Annotated in this window: 15 protein-coding genes; 7 read left to right on the top strand and 8 right to left on the bottom strand. The window is 40.3% G+C overall.

Annotation, left to right across the window (positions count from 1 at the left end; genetic code table 11):
* Positions 1-81: 81 nt before the first annotated feature.
* The gene (locus AC5JMK_RS18610) at positions 82-498 is read left to right on the top strand and encodes a response regulator (RefSeq protein WP_495910773.1); all 417 of its coding nucleotides are present in this window, start codon (positions 82-84) and stop codon (positions 496-498) included.
* Between the two features lie 244 nt (positions 499-742).
* Here the strand turns inward: AC5JMK_RS18610 and AC5JMK_RS18605 are convergent, their stop codons facing one another.
* A complete protein-coding gene (locus AC5JMK_RS18605) occupies positions 743-922 on the bottom strand; it encodes a hypothetical protein (RefSeq protein WP_096676481.1) in 180 nt (59 codons plus the stop codon).
* A 145-nt stretch (positions 923-1,067) separates the two neighbouring features.
* Between AC5JMK_RS18605 and AC5JMK_RS18600 the strand changes: the two genes are divergently transcribed.
* A complete protein-coding gene (locus tag AC5JMK_RS18600) occupies positions 1,068-1,616 on the top strand; it encodes a DUF2854 domain-containing protein (protein WP_096676482.1) in 549 nt (182 codons plus the stop codon).
* 62 nt (positions 1,617-1,678) lie between these two features.
* On the opposite strand, the gene AC5JMK_RS18595 is transcribed toward AC5JMK_RS18600, so the two are convergent.
* The 3 genes from AC5JMK_RS18595 to AC5JMK_RS18585 form a co-directional block, all read right to left on the bottom strand.
* Complete coding sequence (locus AC5JMK_RS18595; RefSeq protein ID WP_096676483.1) at positions 1,679-1,939, bottom strand: CRR7 family NDH-1 assembly protein; 261 nt, start codon at positions 1,937-1,939, stop codon at positions 1,679-1,681.
* 237 nt (positions 1,940-2,176) lie between these two features.
* Positions 2,177-4,372, bottom strand: coding sequence for a single-stranded-DNA-specific exonuclease RecJ (locus AC5JMK_RS18590; protein WP_495910772.1), 2,196 nt, complete (start codon positions 4,370-4,372; stop codon positions 2,177-2,179).
* A 44-nt stretch (positions 4,373-4,416) separates the two neighbouring features.
* Positions 4,417-4,842, bottom strand: coding sequence for a hypothetical protein (locus AC5JMK_RS18585; RefSeq protein ID WP_096676485.1), 426 nt, complete (start codon positions 4,840-4,842; stop codon positions 4,417-4,419).
* 163 nt (positions 4,843-5,005) lie between these two features.
* Between AC5JMK_RS18585 and AC5JMK_RS18580 the strand changes: the two genes are divergently transcribed.
* The gene (locus AC5JMK_RS18580) at positions 5,006-5,218 is read left to right on the top strand and encodes a DUF6887 family protein (protein WP_495910771.1); all 213 of its coding nucleotides are present in this window, start codon (positions 5,006-5,008) and stop codon (positions 5,216-5,218) included.
* A gap of 32 nt (positions 5,219-5,250) precedes the next feature.
* Here AC5JMK_RS18580 and sbcD read toward each other — a convergent pair whose 3' ends face one another.
* The 4 genes from sbcD to AC5JMK_RS18560 form a co-directional block, all read right to left on the bottom strand.
* A complete protein-coding gene (gene sbcD / locus AC5JMK_RS18575) occupies positions 5,251-6,573 on the bottom strand; it encodes an exonuclease subunit SbcD (protein ID WP_495910770.1) in 1,323 nt (440 codons plus the stop codon).
* Between the two features lie 140 nt (positions 6,574-6,713).
* Positions 6,714-7,439, bottom strand: coding sequence for a phosphoadenosine phosphosulfate reductase (gene cysH, locus AC5JMK_RS18570; RefSeq protein ID WP_096676489.1), 726 nt, complete (start codon positions 7,437-7,439; stop codon positions 6,714-6,716).
* Between the two features lie 515 nt (positions 7,440-7,954).
* A complete protein-coding gene (locus AC5JMK_RS18565; RefSeq protein ID WP_495910769.1) occupies positions 7,955-8,104 on the bottom strand; it encodes a hypothetical protein in 150 nt (49 codons plus the stop codon).
* A gap of 24 nt (positions 8,105-8,128) precedes the next feature.
* Positions 8,129-9,214, bottom strand: a complete 1,086-nt coding sequence (locus AC5JMK_RS18560) for a methyltransferase domain-containing protein (protein WP_495910768.1) — start codon at positions 9,212-9,214, stop codon at positions 8,129-8,131.
* A gap of 921 nt (positions 9,215-10,135) precedes the next feature.
* On the opposite strand from AC5JMK_RS18560, the gene AC5JMK_RS18555 reads away from it, so the two are divergent.
* The 4 genes from AC5JMK_RS18555 (at position 10,136) to AC5JMK_RS18540 (ending at position 15,138) form a co-directional block, all read left to right on the top strand.
* Complete coding sequence (locus AC5JMK_RS18555; RefSeq protein WP_096676490.1) at positions 10,136-10,495, top strand: Mo-dependent nitrogenase C-terminal domain-containing protein; 360 nt, start codon at positions 10,136-10,138, stop codon at positions 10,493-10,495.
* A gap of 106 nt (positions 10,496-10,601) precedes the next feature.
* Positions 10,602-11,348 carry a creatininase family protein gene (locus tag AC5JMK_RS18550; protein WP_495910767.1) on the top strand — a complete coding sequence of 249 codons (747 nt, stop codon included), beginning with the start codon at positions 10,602-10,604 and terminating at the stop codon, positions 11,346-11,348.
* Between the two features lie 3 nt (positions 11,349-11,351).
* The gene (locus AC5JMK_RS18545; RefSeq protein ID WP_495910766.1) at positions 11,352-12,377 is read left to right on the top strand and encodes an SAM-dependent methyltransferase; all 1,026 of its coding nucleotides are present in this window, start codon (positions 11,352-11,354) and stop codon (positions 12,375-12,377) included.
* Positions 12,378-12,486: 109 nt separating this feature from the next.
* On the top strand, positions 12,487-15,138 hold the full coding sequence (locus AC5JMK_RS18540) for a phospholipid carrier-dependent glycosyltransferase (protein ID WP_495910765.1): 2,652 nt from the start codon (positions 12,487-12,489) through the stop codon (positions 15,136-15,138).
* Positions 15,139-15,330 lie beyond the last annotated feature (192 nt).

The following is a 15,330-nucleotide window of genomic DNA, read 5'->3' as shown; positions in this document are numbered from 1 at the left end:
AACCATAGGATAGAGTTAGTTTTTGTAGTGATTCTCATAAACTATAAAGGTTGTTGTGCATTAACTTTATAGTTTCCTTGGATGTTAATGTTGTCTTGTGAGTCTTCTACCTTGCGCGTTCTAGTGGTTGATGACCATGAACTGACTCGCTTAACTTTACAGTTAATATTGTCTACTCAAGAGAATATTCAAGTTGTAGGTTTAGCTAGTAACGGTCAAGAAGCCATAGAAATGGTTAAGCGGCACAAGCCTGATGTAATTATTCTGGACTTGCAAATGCCAGTTATGGATGGCTGGAGTGCGTCTAGTGAAATTAAAGCTATTGCTCCTAATACTCAGATTATTGCCTACTCATCAGTGGATGACTCTAAACTTGTTGAAGGAAAAGCAAGAGCTTGTTTAGACGCTGTTTGTAAAAAAGATGTACCTACTACCGAACTAGTTTCCTTAGTTAGGCAACTAGGGCAAGGGAGCATTAATGGTACGATTGCTGGATAAAGGATACAGACAAAATTGTTGAAATTACTGAAATTCCTCATTTGGGAGTTGAAAAACTTGGAAGCAATGGAAAATAAATCGGTAGAACTGGAATAATTGGTTACTACCGATATCGTTGTTTTTGTTTTAAGGGATCAGGGAACAGGTATTTACTAAGCAGCAAACCAATGAACCATCAGTGTGCATCGGTGGTCGATTTTTCATACCCTTGTTGTAAGACTATTGTCCAAGGGATCGAGCTTAATTAAAATTCTGTATCTGGAAAGGTGCGTCTATATTCATCGATTAACTCATCCATTTCTTCCAAAGCTTGATTCACGTCTATTTTTAAAGTTCCCAAGTTTGGTTGCTCCAGTAAACTCATTAGATACTCGCGCTTGCTTTGAATTTGGGCGATTCGTTCTTTAATGGTTTGTGCATCCATAATTTTTTGCTTCTGTTTAGGAATATGTTCAAATTCAAAGTTAACTCAAAAAAACAGATACTTTTAACTATCCTTTTCCCTAATCTGTTGGCGATCGCAGATGATAATAAAACTAGTGCTAAGAAAAAATATTAAAAATTAAGTCATGTTACGCCAAGTTTCTTTGGGAACACTGGGTTTAACCATCGGTGGTATCTTAACCATCATCGGCTTCATCGCCTATGCTAACGATAATGCGACTCTCAATCTCGTGGGATTTTTTTACGGGATTCCGTTGTTGTTGGGAGGATTGGCCCTGAAAGCTAATGAACTCAAACCCGTACCCTTCAGTCAAGCTACTACGCCAACTGTTTTGGCGTTACGCCAGCAGCAAGCAACTCTGACTCAAAATAAAATTCGCCAAGATCTAACTCGTTATTGCTACGGTCAAGATGTTCATTTTGACCGTGCTTTATCCTACTTAGGTTTGACTTCTTCAGATCAAGAACTACCAGCGATCACTGGTTTACGAGAAGAAGAAATCAACGGAAATTATACCTTGATATTAGAATTTGATTCGTCAGTCATCCCAATTGATGCGTGGCAGCAAAAACAAGAGAAAATGGTCAATTACTTTGGTCCTGGAGTAGATGTAAAAATCACACAACCAGCAGAAGACATTATTGAACTAACGCTGATTGCAGATAAAGAATAGTCAATTGTCAATGATCAATTGTCAAGAATTTTGACAATTAATCATTGACTTTTGAGTAAAATTCATTTTTCCAAGCGAACTGCATACCATTGTAAATATTGTCCAAGACCAACATTTAGTTCACAACTTGTGTCAAGCAAATATTTAGCTTTTTGTTCAATAGAATCCAAAGAACGCAGATCTGGTGGTAAATCTTGAGGATTGAGTTGCTGGAGAACGTCTGTTAGTTTTTCTAATAATTCTGATGCAGTCAGAAATTGTTCCTCTTGATTTGTTTCTAAAACAACAAAATGATCTTGCTGGTACATTAAATTATCTGGCATAAAACTTATCTTATAAATCTTAAATATAACTATAGCAATGTATAGCAATCCTATCTGATTTGTGAAAATCGAGACATCCAGATCCCCCACTTCTACGCTTCAAGAAGCCACCTGGGGGAATCTTGTAGATACCCCTACATCCTAGGGCATTCCGTGGACTTAAAACAAAGCTCAACGCCTCCGCGCGCAGTATATATAGCCGGATTGGTTGAGAAGCCCACACTGTACTGCTTGCAGTCAGTGTGGGAGTATGTCACAAGTCCCTAAAGCCCTGAGTGCTGCTTGAATAATGGCATCATAGTGTAGTTGTGAGATGTCAACTTCTTTGGCATCTTGACGATTATTACCTAGCAAACCGACTGTTTTTCCCTGTTCAATAGCTAAAACTTTACCATTGGGATTTTTAATTCTTAATTCTGGTAAAGAACCATTTTGATAAATCCCACAGGTATACTGACGGTGATTGTACTCAAAAGCAGCTTTTGATAAAGTGGTGTCAGAAGTAAACGGCGCATACGAATGACTAGAAACTCTTGCACCGACTAGTTCTAACTCAATACTGGTGTTGCCATTAAAATGATTTTCTCGCAGTTTATAAGCAATATCTATTCGTTGCGGTAGGGGAAAATAATCGCGCCAGCGCCAAGCGATCGCTTTAATTTTAAATTGTTGTTGGTCAATGGTTTGGGCAACTGTTAGCTTAATATGACCTTTACCAACGGTTTGCTGTTCAATGACTTGCACGTTAGCAGTCCAAAATACTGGATTGGGGTTATCGATACCACAGGGTTCTAAAGCGTGTAGTTGTTGATAGAGTTCTTGGTTAATTTGGTTGAGGTTAGCTTCAGCATCAATTTTGAGGAGTGGTTTCAGGTGCTGAATTTCTAGACATTGGTTAGCGAATTCCACCAAACGCGATCGCAGTGCTACTAAATTTTCAGCAGGTAAAGAAAATCCACCTGCGGCTTTGTGTCCTCCAAATTTACCTAGTAAGTCTTGGCAATATTCTAAAGCTTCAAAAACATGAAACTCTGGGATTCCCCGTGCAGAACCGCGAATTTGCTTGTCATCTTCGTAAGTACCAATGAACACAGGAACACCATAGCGTTCTACCAAGCGAGAGGCGACAATACCAATTACACCATGATGCCAGTTGGGTTGCACAACAACCAAAACCCGATCTTCCTGTAGAGACGTTACATGTGACGTCTCTACAATTGCGATCGCTTCTTGTTCAATTTGTTCACACATCTGTTGACGATGCTGATTGATTTGCTCACACTGCATCGCTTTTTCTAAAGCAATCCCCATATCATCTGTAGTGAGTAACTCAATCATAATTTGGGGATCACCAATCCTACCAATAGCATTAATCCGTGGTCCAAGCCGAAACCCAATATCTTCAGGCTTTAGCGATTTTGGATTTTGGACTACTCTTGGAGAAGCCGCGATCGCGTCTATGGATTTTGGATTCGGGAATTGAGAATTGGTAATTTCCCCTTGTCCCTTATCTTGTCCTCCTTGTCCCCCGTGTCCCCCGTGTCCCCTTTCCCCAATCCCCAATCCCCGACCCCCAACTCCCGACACCTGAATCAACGCTTGTATTCCTGCTAGTTGCGATTTAGGTAATTGCAGCAAACCACGTTTTACCCAACGGCGATTTACTCCAGTTAAGGGAGCGAGATCAGCAATGGTTCCCAGGGTAAACAGTTCCAGCATTGGTCTGATAATGCCACTATTAGCTTGTCCTAGCTGTTGAGCTAAAGAAATTGCTAAAATATAGGCAACACCCACACCAGCTACACCACGATAAATCGAAGATTCTGGTAGTAACTTTGGGTTGAGAATAGCGTTGGCTGGGGGTAATTGTTGCGGAATGTCGTGGTGATCGGTGACTATTACTTGTAGATTAAGTTCTTTGGCTCTAGCAATGGGTTCAAACGCAGAGATCCCATTATCAACTGTTAGAATTAGTTTAACACCTTCATTGTAAAATTCTTCTACAATTCGTTTATTGATGCCATAGCCTTCATGCATCCGACTAGGAATGGCGTAATTTACCTCGGCACCTAACCAGCGTAAACTACGTAATAGTAAAGCGGTGCTAGTCATTCCATCGGCATCATAATCCCCACAGATGGCTATTTTCTCTTTACAGGTAATACAAGTTTGCAACAACTCTAAACTAACTGCAAGATCTGGAAATTCTTGTAAAGGCGAAGGTAGATTTATTGACTCAGAATTTAAAAAAGCTTGTGCTTCTTCAAGGGTTTCAATACCGCGATTAATTAGCAGCTGATTGAGCAAAGACGGTAAATTAGTCGCCTTTGCCAGGTTCTGTGCTAATTCTATTTTCTGCGGGTAAATTTGCCAACGTTGATTAGGTAAACGCCGACGGGTTTTTGTTGCTGTAGTTGGGAATTGGTCTAGCACAATTGCAATTAGGAGTCATCACTAATATCTCATACACTCCAGCTTCACAACACGTCAACTCGTCCATCATCAAGAATATAAATGGCGCGATCGCCAGGAGCATACCAATTTGGACGCAGTTCTACTCCCAATGTCGCAAAATTTAACTTTGAAATATTTGCCTTTAATGGTAAACCAGTGTCATCCCAAAATAATAAAGATACATTTGGCTCTGTACCATCTCCCTGATTAATCTGTAGTTCTTGTCCTGGTTGTAAAGGAATGGGATTAGTACTAGAGGGCTTCTGTATAATCAACACCCTTGGCGTACGATTTATAACTTTAACTTGGATGCGTTGACCAGGTGAAAATTGAATCGGACGAGGGCCACACTTGGAAGCACAAGTACCAGCAAAAGCAGGTTTGTAATTATTGGCTGACGGTAAAAGTAGAGCGGTTGCGATTAAAGTTGCACAGACAAACTTAGACATAGAATCAAGAGTTACACAGAAGACTAAGGGTGTGTAGATTTTAATACCTCAGACTAACACCACATTTTGGTCTTTGTGTAGAGAAATGTTTGTAGTTGAGTATCCCCAAGGGTGACGGATTAGTCAAAAATAGAAATTACTCAAACGGGAAATGGAGGTATGTATGAGTAAACCTGATTTTATGTCAATGACCCGTGGTGAATTACGTAAATATATCCTTGAACATAGAGAAGACGAGGAAGCCTTTCAAATATATTTGGATCGGTTCACATCTGATGATGCTGTAATTTTTCCAGCCCCTCAAACGATAGAGGACTTAGAAAATTTTCCACAATTGCATCAACAGCACCTAGATCAACGACGAAATCAAGCCTAAAGACGCATTAATTATGACAACCGATGAACTAGTTAAATTAACCGTAACTGATGCTCTGTATTGTCTGCATTATCTAATGTCACCTGATTAATTTGATTGCTGTTTTCCTCTCCAGAAATGGGTTCTACCCAGTCTTCATCCACAGCTAGCAATTTATGAGCTGCTTCCAGCATCGATGTTGCTATATCTTTTAAATCTTCGCGGTTGTTTAGGTATGTTCTGAGTGCTTCTATAGGATCAATACTATTACTAGCGCTTAATTCGGGGACGCGAGGTCTAGCTAATTGACTGACTAATTCTGGTTGAATGGTGTAGGTATGAGCTGGAGTTAATAGTTTGTGGAGTGCAGCGTTATCAATTATATCCAATTGTTCAGAACGAAGTTTGTAAATTAGTCTGATCACTGCATCGTCAATATTATACTTGGCGATCGCTTTCATAATAGCGGCTTGTGGATCTTCTGCTTTTGAGACATCCACCTCAATTGTGTGGAAAACCCGCGCAGGTAAAGGGTTAAATTCCCATTTAGCGCTAAAGCGTTCCAACTCGACCATTACATAGCCTTTTTCTTCCTTCTCTTCACTAAAGTCCACCCGTTCAATACTTCCTGGATAAATCACTGGTGGGTTATTGGATTTATTCAAGCTCTGGTGACGATGGACATGTCCTAAAGCTACATAATCAAAACAGGGTCGCACCAACATTGATAAGGGAATTGTAAAACCTTTACCAACTGCCAAAAAACGTTCAGCCCCAAAACTAGCATTATCAGCCATCAAGTGACCCAAAAGAATTGTTGGTACATTGGGATCAAGACGACGAATTTCTGCTTCTAAAACAACTTGCAAACGTTCAACAAGTAGTTGATGTACTTCGCTTAAAGATAAACCTTCAGTTTCTTGGCGAGTCATCAACGTAGAACGGGTCAACCAAGGTAGGGTAATAACTTGGATAAGACCATTACGGGTGTGGATATGGTGAGTACGCAAAGTATCACCTACTACAATTCCTGGGACACCTAAAGTGCGGTAAATACACAAACTTGCTCCGCCCTGACCTTGGGAATGTTGGTCATGGTTCCCCACTAACAATACTGTGGGAATGTGAGCATCTACAAGACGGCGAAACTGACCAGCAAAAGCTTCCTGGACATAAGGTGGTGGTGTCGCATCAGGAAAAGCATCACCACCAAAAATGACCAAATCCACAGGTTCCGTGAGAGCTTGGTCAATACAATGAGATAGAGTCTTGACAAAATCCTCTAATCGCGTATTTAAACCTGTCTCAGGATTAATACGTCCGTGGGAGAAACCGCTTCCCATGTGGATATCTGAAAGATGGAGGATTTTAATCATATTTATCCTTGGTCATTAGTCATTTGTGAGCCAGCGCGGTCTTGGGGGTCTCCCCCATGAGCGACTGGCGAACCCGTAAGGGTCCTTTGTTTAATACTCTAATTACAAATGACTAAGAACTAATGACAAATGACAAATAATTAAATATGAATTCCACACTCAGTCTTCCCAAAACCACGCCAGCGTCCAGCGCGTTCGTCTTCACCGTCTGCGACTGGGGTTGTGATTGGTTCATCGCCAATACTGGGATAACCTTTGTCATGGAGAGGATTATAAATTACCCCATGTTCTGCGACGTAACCCCAAGTTTTTTCGCGTGTCCAATTCGCTAGAGGATTAATTTTCATCCGGCCATTGCCGTCAATTTCAAATATGGGCATGTTAGCACGGGTTGCAGCCTGGTCACGGCGGCGTCCGGTAATCCAAGCAACAGTATCTAGTTCTGCTAGACCTCGTTGCAAAGGTTCTATTTTCGTGAGGTGGTGGAATTTAGCAATATCTTTATCCCAGAGTTCATCACCATATTTGGCTGTAAAAGCTTCGCGGGTATCTACATCAGGGATTTTGTAAAGTTTCAGATTCAGATCGTAAACTTGTTTGGCTTTTTCGACCAATTCCAAAGATTCGGGAAAATGAAACAGGGTATCGAGAAATATCACAGGTACTGGATGCTTGAGTTCACGGTACAGAATATCCGTGATCAGCATGTCATCAACATTAAAAGCACTCGTTTGTACCAGTTTTGTGGGAACATTCTCAACAGACCATGCCAAGATTTCGCTTGGATGAGCGTTCTCATACTTCTGATTCAATTGTTCCAAGTCTAAATCGGCGATTTGGTTCCTAGATACTGTGGAAATGGTCATGGTTATTTTTTAGTCAAACAGTTCCGTAGCTTTCTTAAGAATTATTTTACAATAAAAAAGACACGTATATTGGTCGGATATCAGGTAATTATTTTGCCTGGGTTTTAGGGTTGGAAGATGACAAATAATTAAATAATGACTAATGACTTAGGAGTTAGTATTCACCTTTGGTTTTACTAAGATAAGTAACGCTATTTTAAGTTTTACCATGTTTTGATGGATAAATATACTCATTTTGATATCGTTAATAGAATCCTTAAAAAATCAGGGATCATACAAAATGAACGATTCAAAAACTCCAAATCAACTGAATCAGTCTTTGGTTATGGGAGCATTAGTCATGTTGACCAGTGCCAGTGTGATTACGTTGATGAGTTTGTTTTAAGACTAAAATAGATTAAAAATTTAGCAAAATAACTTTACAAAACCCCGCTTGTAACTGAGCGGGGTTATTGTATGGTTGATATTTTATGTCTAGAACTGGAGTAAAAGCTCAACATCAGAGAAATCGAGTACTAATTTTTAACTTTCTCAGATGTCTTATTTGGTCGAGGTGTGGGTTGTTTGTTAGCAATCAGAGAAGAAAATTGCTTGAGATTAGGTAGTTGCGAGTTACCAGAACTAGGTTGTTGATAACGCAAACTTAGCGCACATAGTTTACACATAATTCCTGTAATACCTCACTACAGCTACAAACTAGTTTTTTTGACGATGTAGTAGTTATTTTGTAAATCATGATCGAGGCGTTTGACTTCAACATTTTTAAAGCCTGCTTCCTCTAACATTTCTAGGGCTTTTTCTTCACCCCAAACAGCACCGAGTCCAGCCCCATTCATGGCTAGGGAAACTGTCATACAATGCATACAAGAGATAGTATAAAGAAAAGGACCAGCAGGATGCTCAAGATTGCCCTCAACATAACTAGAAGCACGAATATCCTGCATGAGGTATGTACCATCAGGACGCAATGCTTGAGCGATCGCACTTAACACAACATCAGGTTTTGCCTGATCATGGATAGCATCAAAGGTTGTAATTAGATCGTATCGGTCAATTTCGTCTATGGTTGCGGCGTCTTTAACCTGAAACTGAACGTTGTTTAAATCAAGTTTTTGGGCTTCATTTCTAGCTGTGGCGATCGCTTCATTGGAAAAGTCATAGCCTGTAAATCGGCTTTGGGGAAATGTTTGTGCCAGCATATTCATAGCATGACCACTTCCGCAACCAACATCTAGTACATCAATTCCTGCTTGCAATGCTTCCATTAAACCTGGGACAAGGGGAAGAATATGATCAAGCAAAGCCCCTACCACTGTTTGATCGCTTTCTTCTGCCATTACTTGATGGAAGCGCTTATAAGCTGAATAGGGAACTCCTCCGCCCTTGTAAAAACATTCAATGATCTGGTCTTCAACTATTGCTAAGATTGGAATAAATTGAACCGTTGCTGCAATATTCATCTCAGCAGAGCGTGTTAAGAACAAGCTGTGTTCTGGAGGCAAGTAGTAAGTGCGATCGCGCTGATCATATTCAACAATACCACCTGTCACCATTGATCCTAACCATTCACGTACATATCTTTCATTCAATCCAGCACTGTCTGCTATTTGCTCAGGTGTAGATGCTGGTAACTTTGCTAAGGTGTCGAACAGTCCAGTACGATGACCGATGGAAACCATTAAGGCGATCGCGCCACTATTGAGAATACCCAACATTCCTTGAGCAAAGGCTTCTGCTTTACCCTGATCTATTTGCTGTAAAGTTTGTGAAGTCATAATTTTCTCTTCTCTTCATTTAGTCCTTGTGTATTCATCCTGTGTGAATTAGATATTTACGCAGCCAACAAATGAATTTATATTTCATTTCTCATTTTATTGAAACTGAGGCTCTGACGCACCAGACGCGCAGAGATTGTAATAACCAAGCCGGGTATAGGGGTGTAGGAATGAACAGGGTGTAAGGGTGTGGGGTGTGGGTGTGGGGTGTAGGGTGTGGGGTGTAGGGGAATAAGCCACCCACAAAGAGTGTGGGGTTTCAACCTTCCTCGGAATGCAAAGATTTTTTCGCCCACAAGGGGCGAGGCTTAAAAAGAGGCTTCGGGACTAGATTCTTCCCCCCTACACCCTACACCCTACACCCCACACCCTTACACCCGCCCCGAAGGGGGTAGTAAATAAAAAACTCAGGATACAGCAGGGAAAACTATTTTGATTGCCCATAACCTTTTTCAGACACTACTTAGTGGACACACTTCCTGAGAAAGATTTGTTCAGAATTTTATATAAATTAGTTTATTTTTAATAATTACTTAATCTTATTAATAAATATAATTACTACCATTAGGGATGTTAGTCATAAACTTTTGTAACCGCAGTAACATTTTGCATGAGAGTAAATACTCTAAAATTCAGTATTGGCAAAAGGATCTGCCTAGTGTAATCTAGCCAAAGAAGGAGTAAAATTCAGACTTTTTCCATAAACTTACATCTCTAGATAATGTTGGATAGTTAGTAATTAAATTACATTCGATATAGGTAATAGATATATCCGCGATTAAAAATCAATAACAGCAAAATAAAACTCTTAAGGTTTTTTTTGTTATTTTGTATTTAGCTGAACAGTTATTAACGACTGATTAAGCGTCAATATAAATAGATAAAGCAATAAATCATCCATGAAATGGAAGGGTAATTATTATGCTTGGAACTAGCACTAAAAATATTGTTTTCTCAGTTTTTGTTAATCACAATGCAGAAAAAAATCAATCAGAAATTAAACATCAATTGAGCAAGTCTCAATCTGATTTCCTACAACCATTACGTCAATGGCTCGATTCATTTGATATTCAAAATCAGAAATTGGCAAAATTTATCGCTAAATTGATCCCCGCCCAGTGTCCCTTTGAACGAGATATTATTTTATTCGGTCGCACGGTAGCCCATATTCCGCCCATGTGTAAGTTAAACCCACTCTATGACCAATTTGTAGGATTGCGTTTTCGGGCTTTGTGTTATTTAGTAGACCAATGTGGAGAAGATATTCAATCCTACTGTTGAAAGCATTCGAGCATACAAAGCACTCAACAAATGGTTAGTGGTTAGGGGTTAGTAGCAAGTCCCTTAGTGGTTAGAATAACAAAAAACCCACAACCAACAATCAAAAATGTTATTGCATCTGAGTACTTGGCAAGAAGTCGAAGCATACTTACAAAAATCTCAGGGTATTATTCTCCCGATTGGCTCTACAGAACAACATGGACCGACAGGATTAATTGGTACAGATGCGATTAGTGCAGAAGCGATCGCTCGTGGTGTCGGCGAAGCAACCCAAGCCATAGTTGCACCTACAATCAATGTTGGCATGGCACTGCATCATACAGCTTTTCCCGGTACAATCAGTTTGCGTCCCAGCACAATGATTCTAGTTGTGCGAGATTACATCACTTGTTTAGCGAAAGCAGGTTTTACCAAGTTCTACTTTATCAACGGACACGGCGGCAATATCGCTACCCTCAAAGCAGCTTTTTCAGAAACTTATGCACATTTAGAAGATTTGCACATTCCCAATGCTCAAAATGTGCAATGTCAAGTCGCTAACTGGTTTATGTGCAGTTCGGTATTTAAGCTAGCCAAAGAATTATACGGGGATCAAGAAGGTTCCCATGCAACGCCAAGTGAAGTAGCTGTAACTCAATTTGTTTATCCAGAAGCGATTAAGCAAGCACCCCTTTGTTCAGAAGTTGGGAAAGGACACAGAATTTATGGTGCAAAAGATTTTCGTCAACATTACCCAGATGGTAGGATGGGATCAAATCCAGCCTTAGCAACACCAGAACATGGGCAGCAGTTTTATGAGTTAGCAGTAAAAGAACTGAGTCATGGTTATTTGGAGTTTGTGAACCCACAATAAATAATGATTGAGTCGCAGAGATTATCTCAGTTCACCTCAGATCTCATTGCTCGTGGTTTACTTTATGCGATCGCGAACTACAGAATTCATTCGCCAGTTCCTTTAGAAGCAACAGAGAACTGGAAATTTTGGACTCAGCCAAAATCATCTTTAATTGAGTGGTTGGCGAAAGCTTATCCTCCAGAGCCAATAAGAAAAGCATATCTGGATTTTATGCTTAAATGTGAGCATTCAAGCGGAATTGCAGCTCACTACGATATATCAAATGATTTCTATGCTTTATTTCTCGATCATAAATACAGATTTTACAGCTGCGCCGACTTTTTAAGCGATCGCCAAACCTTGGAAGAAGCGCAAGCAAACAAAGCTGCGTATCTCATGAGACTGTTGAACTTGCATGGAAGCGAGAGGATCTTGGATTTAGGATGCGGCTGGGGTGCTATGCTGAGATATCTTCAGGATGCAGGACACTCTGGTGAGTTAACTGGCTTTACTTTATCCAGAGAGCAATTAGCCTATGCTCAAACACAATTAGGTTTAAACGTCTGTTTAACTAACTTTATTACTGCTCCTTTTCAGCAAGCATCTTATGATCGTATTCTCTCAATTGGATCTCTAGAGCATGTCAGACCTGAAGAAATAGAGAAAGTTTACAAAAAAATATACGACGCTCTAGTTCCTGGAGGACTCGCAGTACATCAGTTCTTTTCCCTTGAACGTGAACCATATCCCGCTTCGATGGTAATGGTACAGTTATTTTTCCCAGGTTCTCTTTTGGTCATGCACTCTGTTCATATTGAAACTGCTAAGAAAGTCGGCTTTAAAATTACCCATGACTCAGTTCACGATTACAAACCAACTTTACGAGCATGGTATCAAAGGTTGAGTGAAAACCAACACCGAGCATTAGAGTTAGTCGATCTGGAAATTTTTAATCGCTACATGACTTTTTTTCCCATTTCTTGGTTATTCTTTCAACAACAAGAAGCAGCACTACACAGAGTGGTCATGGAAAAATCGATTGGTTAAATTATATCGATAACCATCGTGTTGTATCTTGGTGTCTTGGTGCTTAATAAATTAACTTTTGAAACACTAAGACACCAAGGTGAAATAACCATTGAGATGTTCCTGATTCATGAGTCATGCAAAATATCAGCGCAAACAGTTTAAATACTTACTGATACTCGGTATTATTTGGCTATTGGGTGCAGCGTGCGATCGCATCTGGTTTGGTTTAGACAATTCTGTTCCAGCTTGGGATCAAGCAGATTATTTAACTGGTACTTTGATTTATTGGCAAGCATTGCAGCATCCCCAATGGTGGGATAGCCAGTGGTGGCAAAATTTTTGGATGCTATCGTCTAAAATCCCTCCCTTAACTTACATTATTGGGGCTATTGTCCAAAATATTTTTGGCACTGGACCAGATCAAGCTGCATTGATGATGCTGTTTTTCAGTGCTATTTTGTTAGGCTCAGTCTATGGATTAGGTGCAATATTATTTAGCGAAGTTGTAGGTTTGTGGGCTGCTGCAATTTGTCAAGTCATACCTGCTCTTTATATCTTACGCTTAGATTTTCTCCTCGATTATCCCCTCGCAGCTGTCGTCACTCTCAGTTTTTTTTGTCTCACCCTTTGGAAACTCAAATTTGAAGAGTCAATCCTCAAAAGTCAATCCTCAAAAGTCAATCCTCAAAAGTCAAAAATTATCCTCCCCACCTCCCCACACTCCCAGACGCGCCATGGCGCGTCTCTACATCACTCCCCATCTCCCCACCCTCTTCTATTGGCAGCAATTTTTGGATTATCCTTGGGTTTAGCACTGATGGTGAAGCAGACAGCGCTATTTTTTCTGCTGACACCAATAGTATGGATAGCATTTGGGGCTTTTCGTCAACGGTGTTGGAAACAGTTGGTGCAATTAGTTGGGGCTTTATGTTTGTCAGTATTAGTGTTTAGTCCCTGGTATCGTACCAATTGGTTACTGATTATTACATCTGGCAAACGAGCAACGATAGATTCTGCGATCGCTGAAGGTGATGCACCCCTGAATACACTGCAAGCTTGGACTTATTATTGGCAACAATTGCCAGAACATGTTTCCTTACCGTTATTAGTTATACCGATATTTGCATTGCTACTGTATTGGGGACGCTCAGTAGAAGACAGGGATAGCACAAAATTCCCTGCGTCAGATCATCTGCGTAGCAAGACATCCCCTTTACCCTCACTTAAATGGCTAGCAATCTTTTTCATAGGTGCTTACTTACTTTCATCTTTGAACCCAAATAAAGACCCACGATACGTATTACCTTATTTACCCGTATTCTCAGTATTTTTAGCATACGGATTAACTCGCTTTCGCAGTCTGTGGGGACGGCGTATTCGTTGGGGTACTTTTGGTTTAGCTGTGCTTTTAATGCTGTTTAATTTGTTTCCAATTGGTGGTTTTGTTGGTGATTGGCTGAAATTAGCTTTGAGTCCTGATGCCCAGCATTACCCTAATATGAAACAGGAGTTACCTCATCGCCAGATCATTGCCCAGATTATTACCACAGAACCATATTTACGTTCCACATTAGGAGTCTTGCCATCAACCAAAAAAATCAACCAATATAATTTAAATTACTATGGGAGACTGGCAAATTCCCAAGTTTATGGACGACAGGTAGGAACCAAAAAGAAATTTGTTAAACAGGATGTGCGATCGCTTGGATGGTTCCTTACCAAAACTGGCAAACAAGGCTCAGTTCCCAAAGCCCAAGCTCTCATGGTTAAAACTATAGAGCAAGATGGCAATTTCCAACTTCAGAAATCTTGGGTTGCAGATGGCGGTACTATAAATCTTTATCATCAAAAAACACCAACAATAGAAGTCAAAGCAATTTCCCCAAACCAACCACAAGCGAAGATTGCTTTGTTACAAGTCACAGTACCACAAACAGCACCGCCAGGAATCCCAGTACCTGTAAGTTATCAGTGGAATGGTGCTTGGGAAGAACTGCAAAATGGAATAGTATTACTTACTTGGAAAAACCTCACTTCCCAAACTTCTCCAGGAGGAGAAAGATTATGGACACATGATCACGGTATTGGTATGGGAAATTTATACGCAGGTGCAAACAAAGCCCAAGGTACGTTCCAAGTCACAGAAAGGACAGCAATGTTACCACCTGCTGAAATTGCACCGGGAGACTATACTTTAGAGGCTACTTACCTCAATCGAATTACTGGCGAAACTTACCCAATACCTGTGCCAAAAGTGACTCTAAAAATCGATCAACAAGCCGCTCCTGCAACAGCACCCGAACTGGATTTAATTACACAATTGCAGAGATTAGCAGCAACCTTACCACAAGGTACAAAAGCATTGGAGCAATTATTTGCGGAAATTGGACGTATCAATCAATACGATCCCATCCAAGATTATTTGGAACAGGCGCGATTGAGTTTGCAATATCGATTGCAGCATGTTTCGCAAAACCGCGATTCGGCTTATGCTTTGGCTTTAGCAAATGTGTTGCAAAAAAGAGTCAATGGTGCAACAGCAGCTTTAGAAAAAGTCACTCAGCTAGACTCAGAAAATCCTTATGCTTGGGCATATTTAGCATTTGTCCAACTATATAATTGGCAGCCTAGCGCAGCTGAAAAATCTCTACAACCGAGTTTGGTTAAAAACCCCAATGTCAAAGAGATTCAAGCTTTGAATGGAGTTGCTGCACTCATGCAAGGAAAGGTAATTTCAGCATGGCAGATTTTTCAGAAGTTGACATTCTCACCGCTCTAAAGAGACGGTGAAAATGTCAAGCAACTAGCATATTTAAGTTCGTAGTAAGGACTTTAGTCCTCACTACAAACAAAAACGTTGTTTATTAACGTTCTTTCATCCATAGAGAACATCAAAGCGTTTGTTGAATACGTTTTAACGTTGCTTATTAACCTTTCTCCATCCATAGAGAACATCAAAGCGTTTGTTGAA

The sequence above is a fragment of the Pelatocladus sp. genome (genome assembly GCF_059505505.1).
The sequence above is the reverse complement of the archived record's forward strand: the minus strand, read 5'-3'. Positions and strand labels throughout refer to the sequence as shown.

Coding starts and splice junctions, on each gene's coding strand:
- AC5JMK_RS18550 (WP_495910767.1), top strand. CDS start 10,602: ATGTTATTGCATCTGAGTACTTGGCAAGAAGTCGAAGCATACTTACAA.
- AC5JMK_RS18565 (WP_495910769.1), bottom strand. CDS start 8,104: ATGTGTAAACTATGTGCGCTAAGTTTGCGTTATCAACAACCTAGTTCT.
- AC5JMK_RS18580 (WP_495910771.1), top strand. CDS start 5,006: ATGAGTAAACCTGATTTTATGTCAATGACCCGTGGTGAATTACGTAAA.
- AC5JMK_RS18585 (WP_096676485.1), bottom strand. CDS start 4,842: ATGTCTAAGTTTGTCTGTGCAACTTTAATCGCAACCGCTCTACTTTTA.
- AC5JMK_RS18540 (WP_495910765.1), top strand. CDS start 12,487: ATGAGTCATGCAAAATATCAGCGCAAACAGTTTAAATACTTACTGATA.
- AC5JMK_RS18555 (WP_096676490.1), top strand. CDS start 10,136: ATGCTTGGAACTAGCACTAAAAATATTGTTTTCTCAGTTTTTGTTAAT.
- AC5JMK_RS18595 (WP_096676483.1), bottom strand. CDS start 1,939: ATGCCAGATAATTTAATGTACCAGCAAGATCATTTTGTTGTTTTAGAA.
- AC5JMK_RS18545 (WP_495910766.1), top strand. CDS start 11,352: ATGATTGAGTCGCAGAGATTATCTCAGTTCACCTCAGATCTCATTGCT.
- AC5JMK_RS18560 (WP_495910768.1), bottom strand. CDS start 9,214: ATGACTTCACAAACTTTACAGCAAATAGATCAGGGTAAAGCAGAAGCC.
- AC5JMK_RS18605 (WP_096676481.1), bottom strand. CDS start 922: ATGGATGCACAAACCATTAAAGAACGAATCGCCCAAATTCAAAGCAAG.
- cysH (WP_096676489.1), bottom strand. CDS start 7,439: ATGACCATTTCCACAGTATCTAGGAACCAAATCGCCGATTTAGACTTG.
- AC5JMK_RS18600 (WP_096676482.1), top strand. CDS start 1,068: ATGTTACGCCAAGTTTCTTTGGGAACACTGGGTTTAACCATCGGTGGT.
- AC5JMK_RS18610 (WP_495910773.1), top strand. CDS start 82: ATGTTAATGTTGTCTTGTGAGTCTTCTACCTTGCGCGTTCTAGTGGTT.
- sbcD (WP_495910770.1), bottom strand. CDS start 6,573: ATGATTAAAATCCTCCATCTTTCAGATATCCACATGGGAAGCGGTTTC.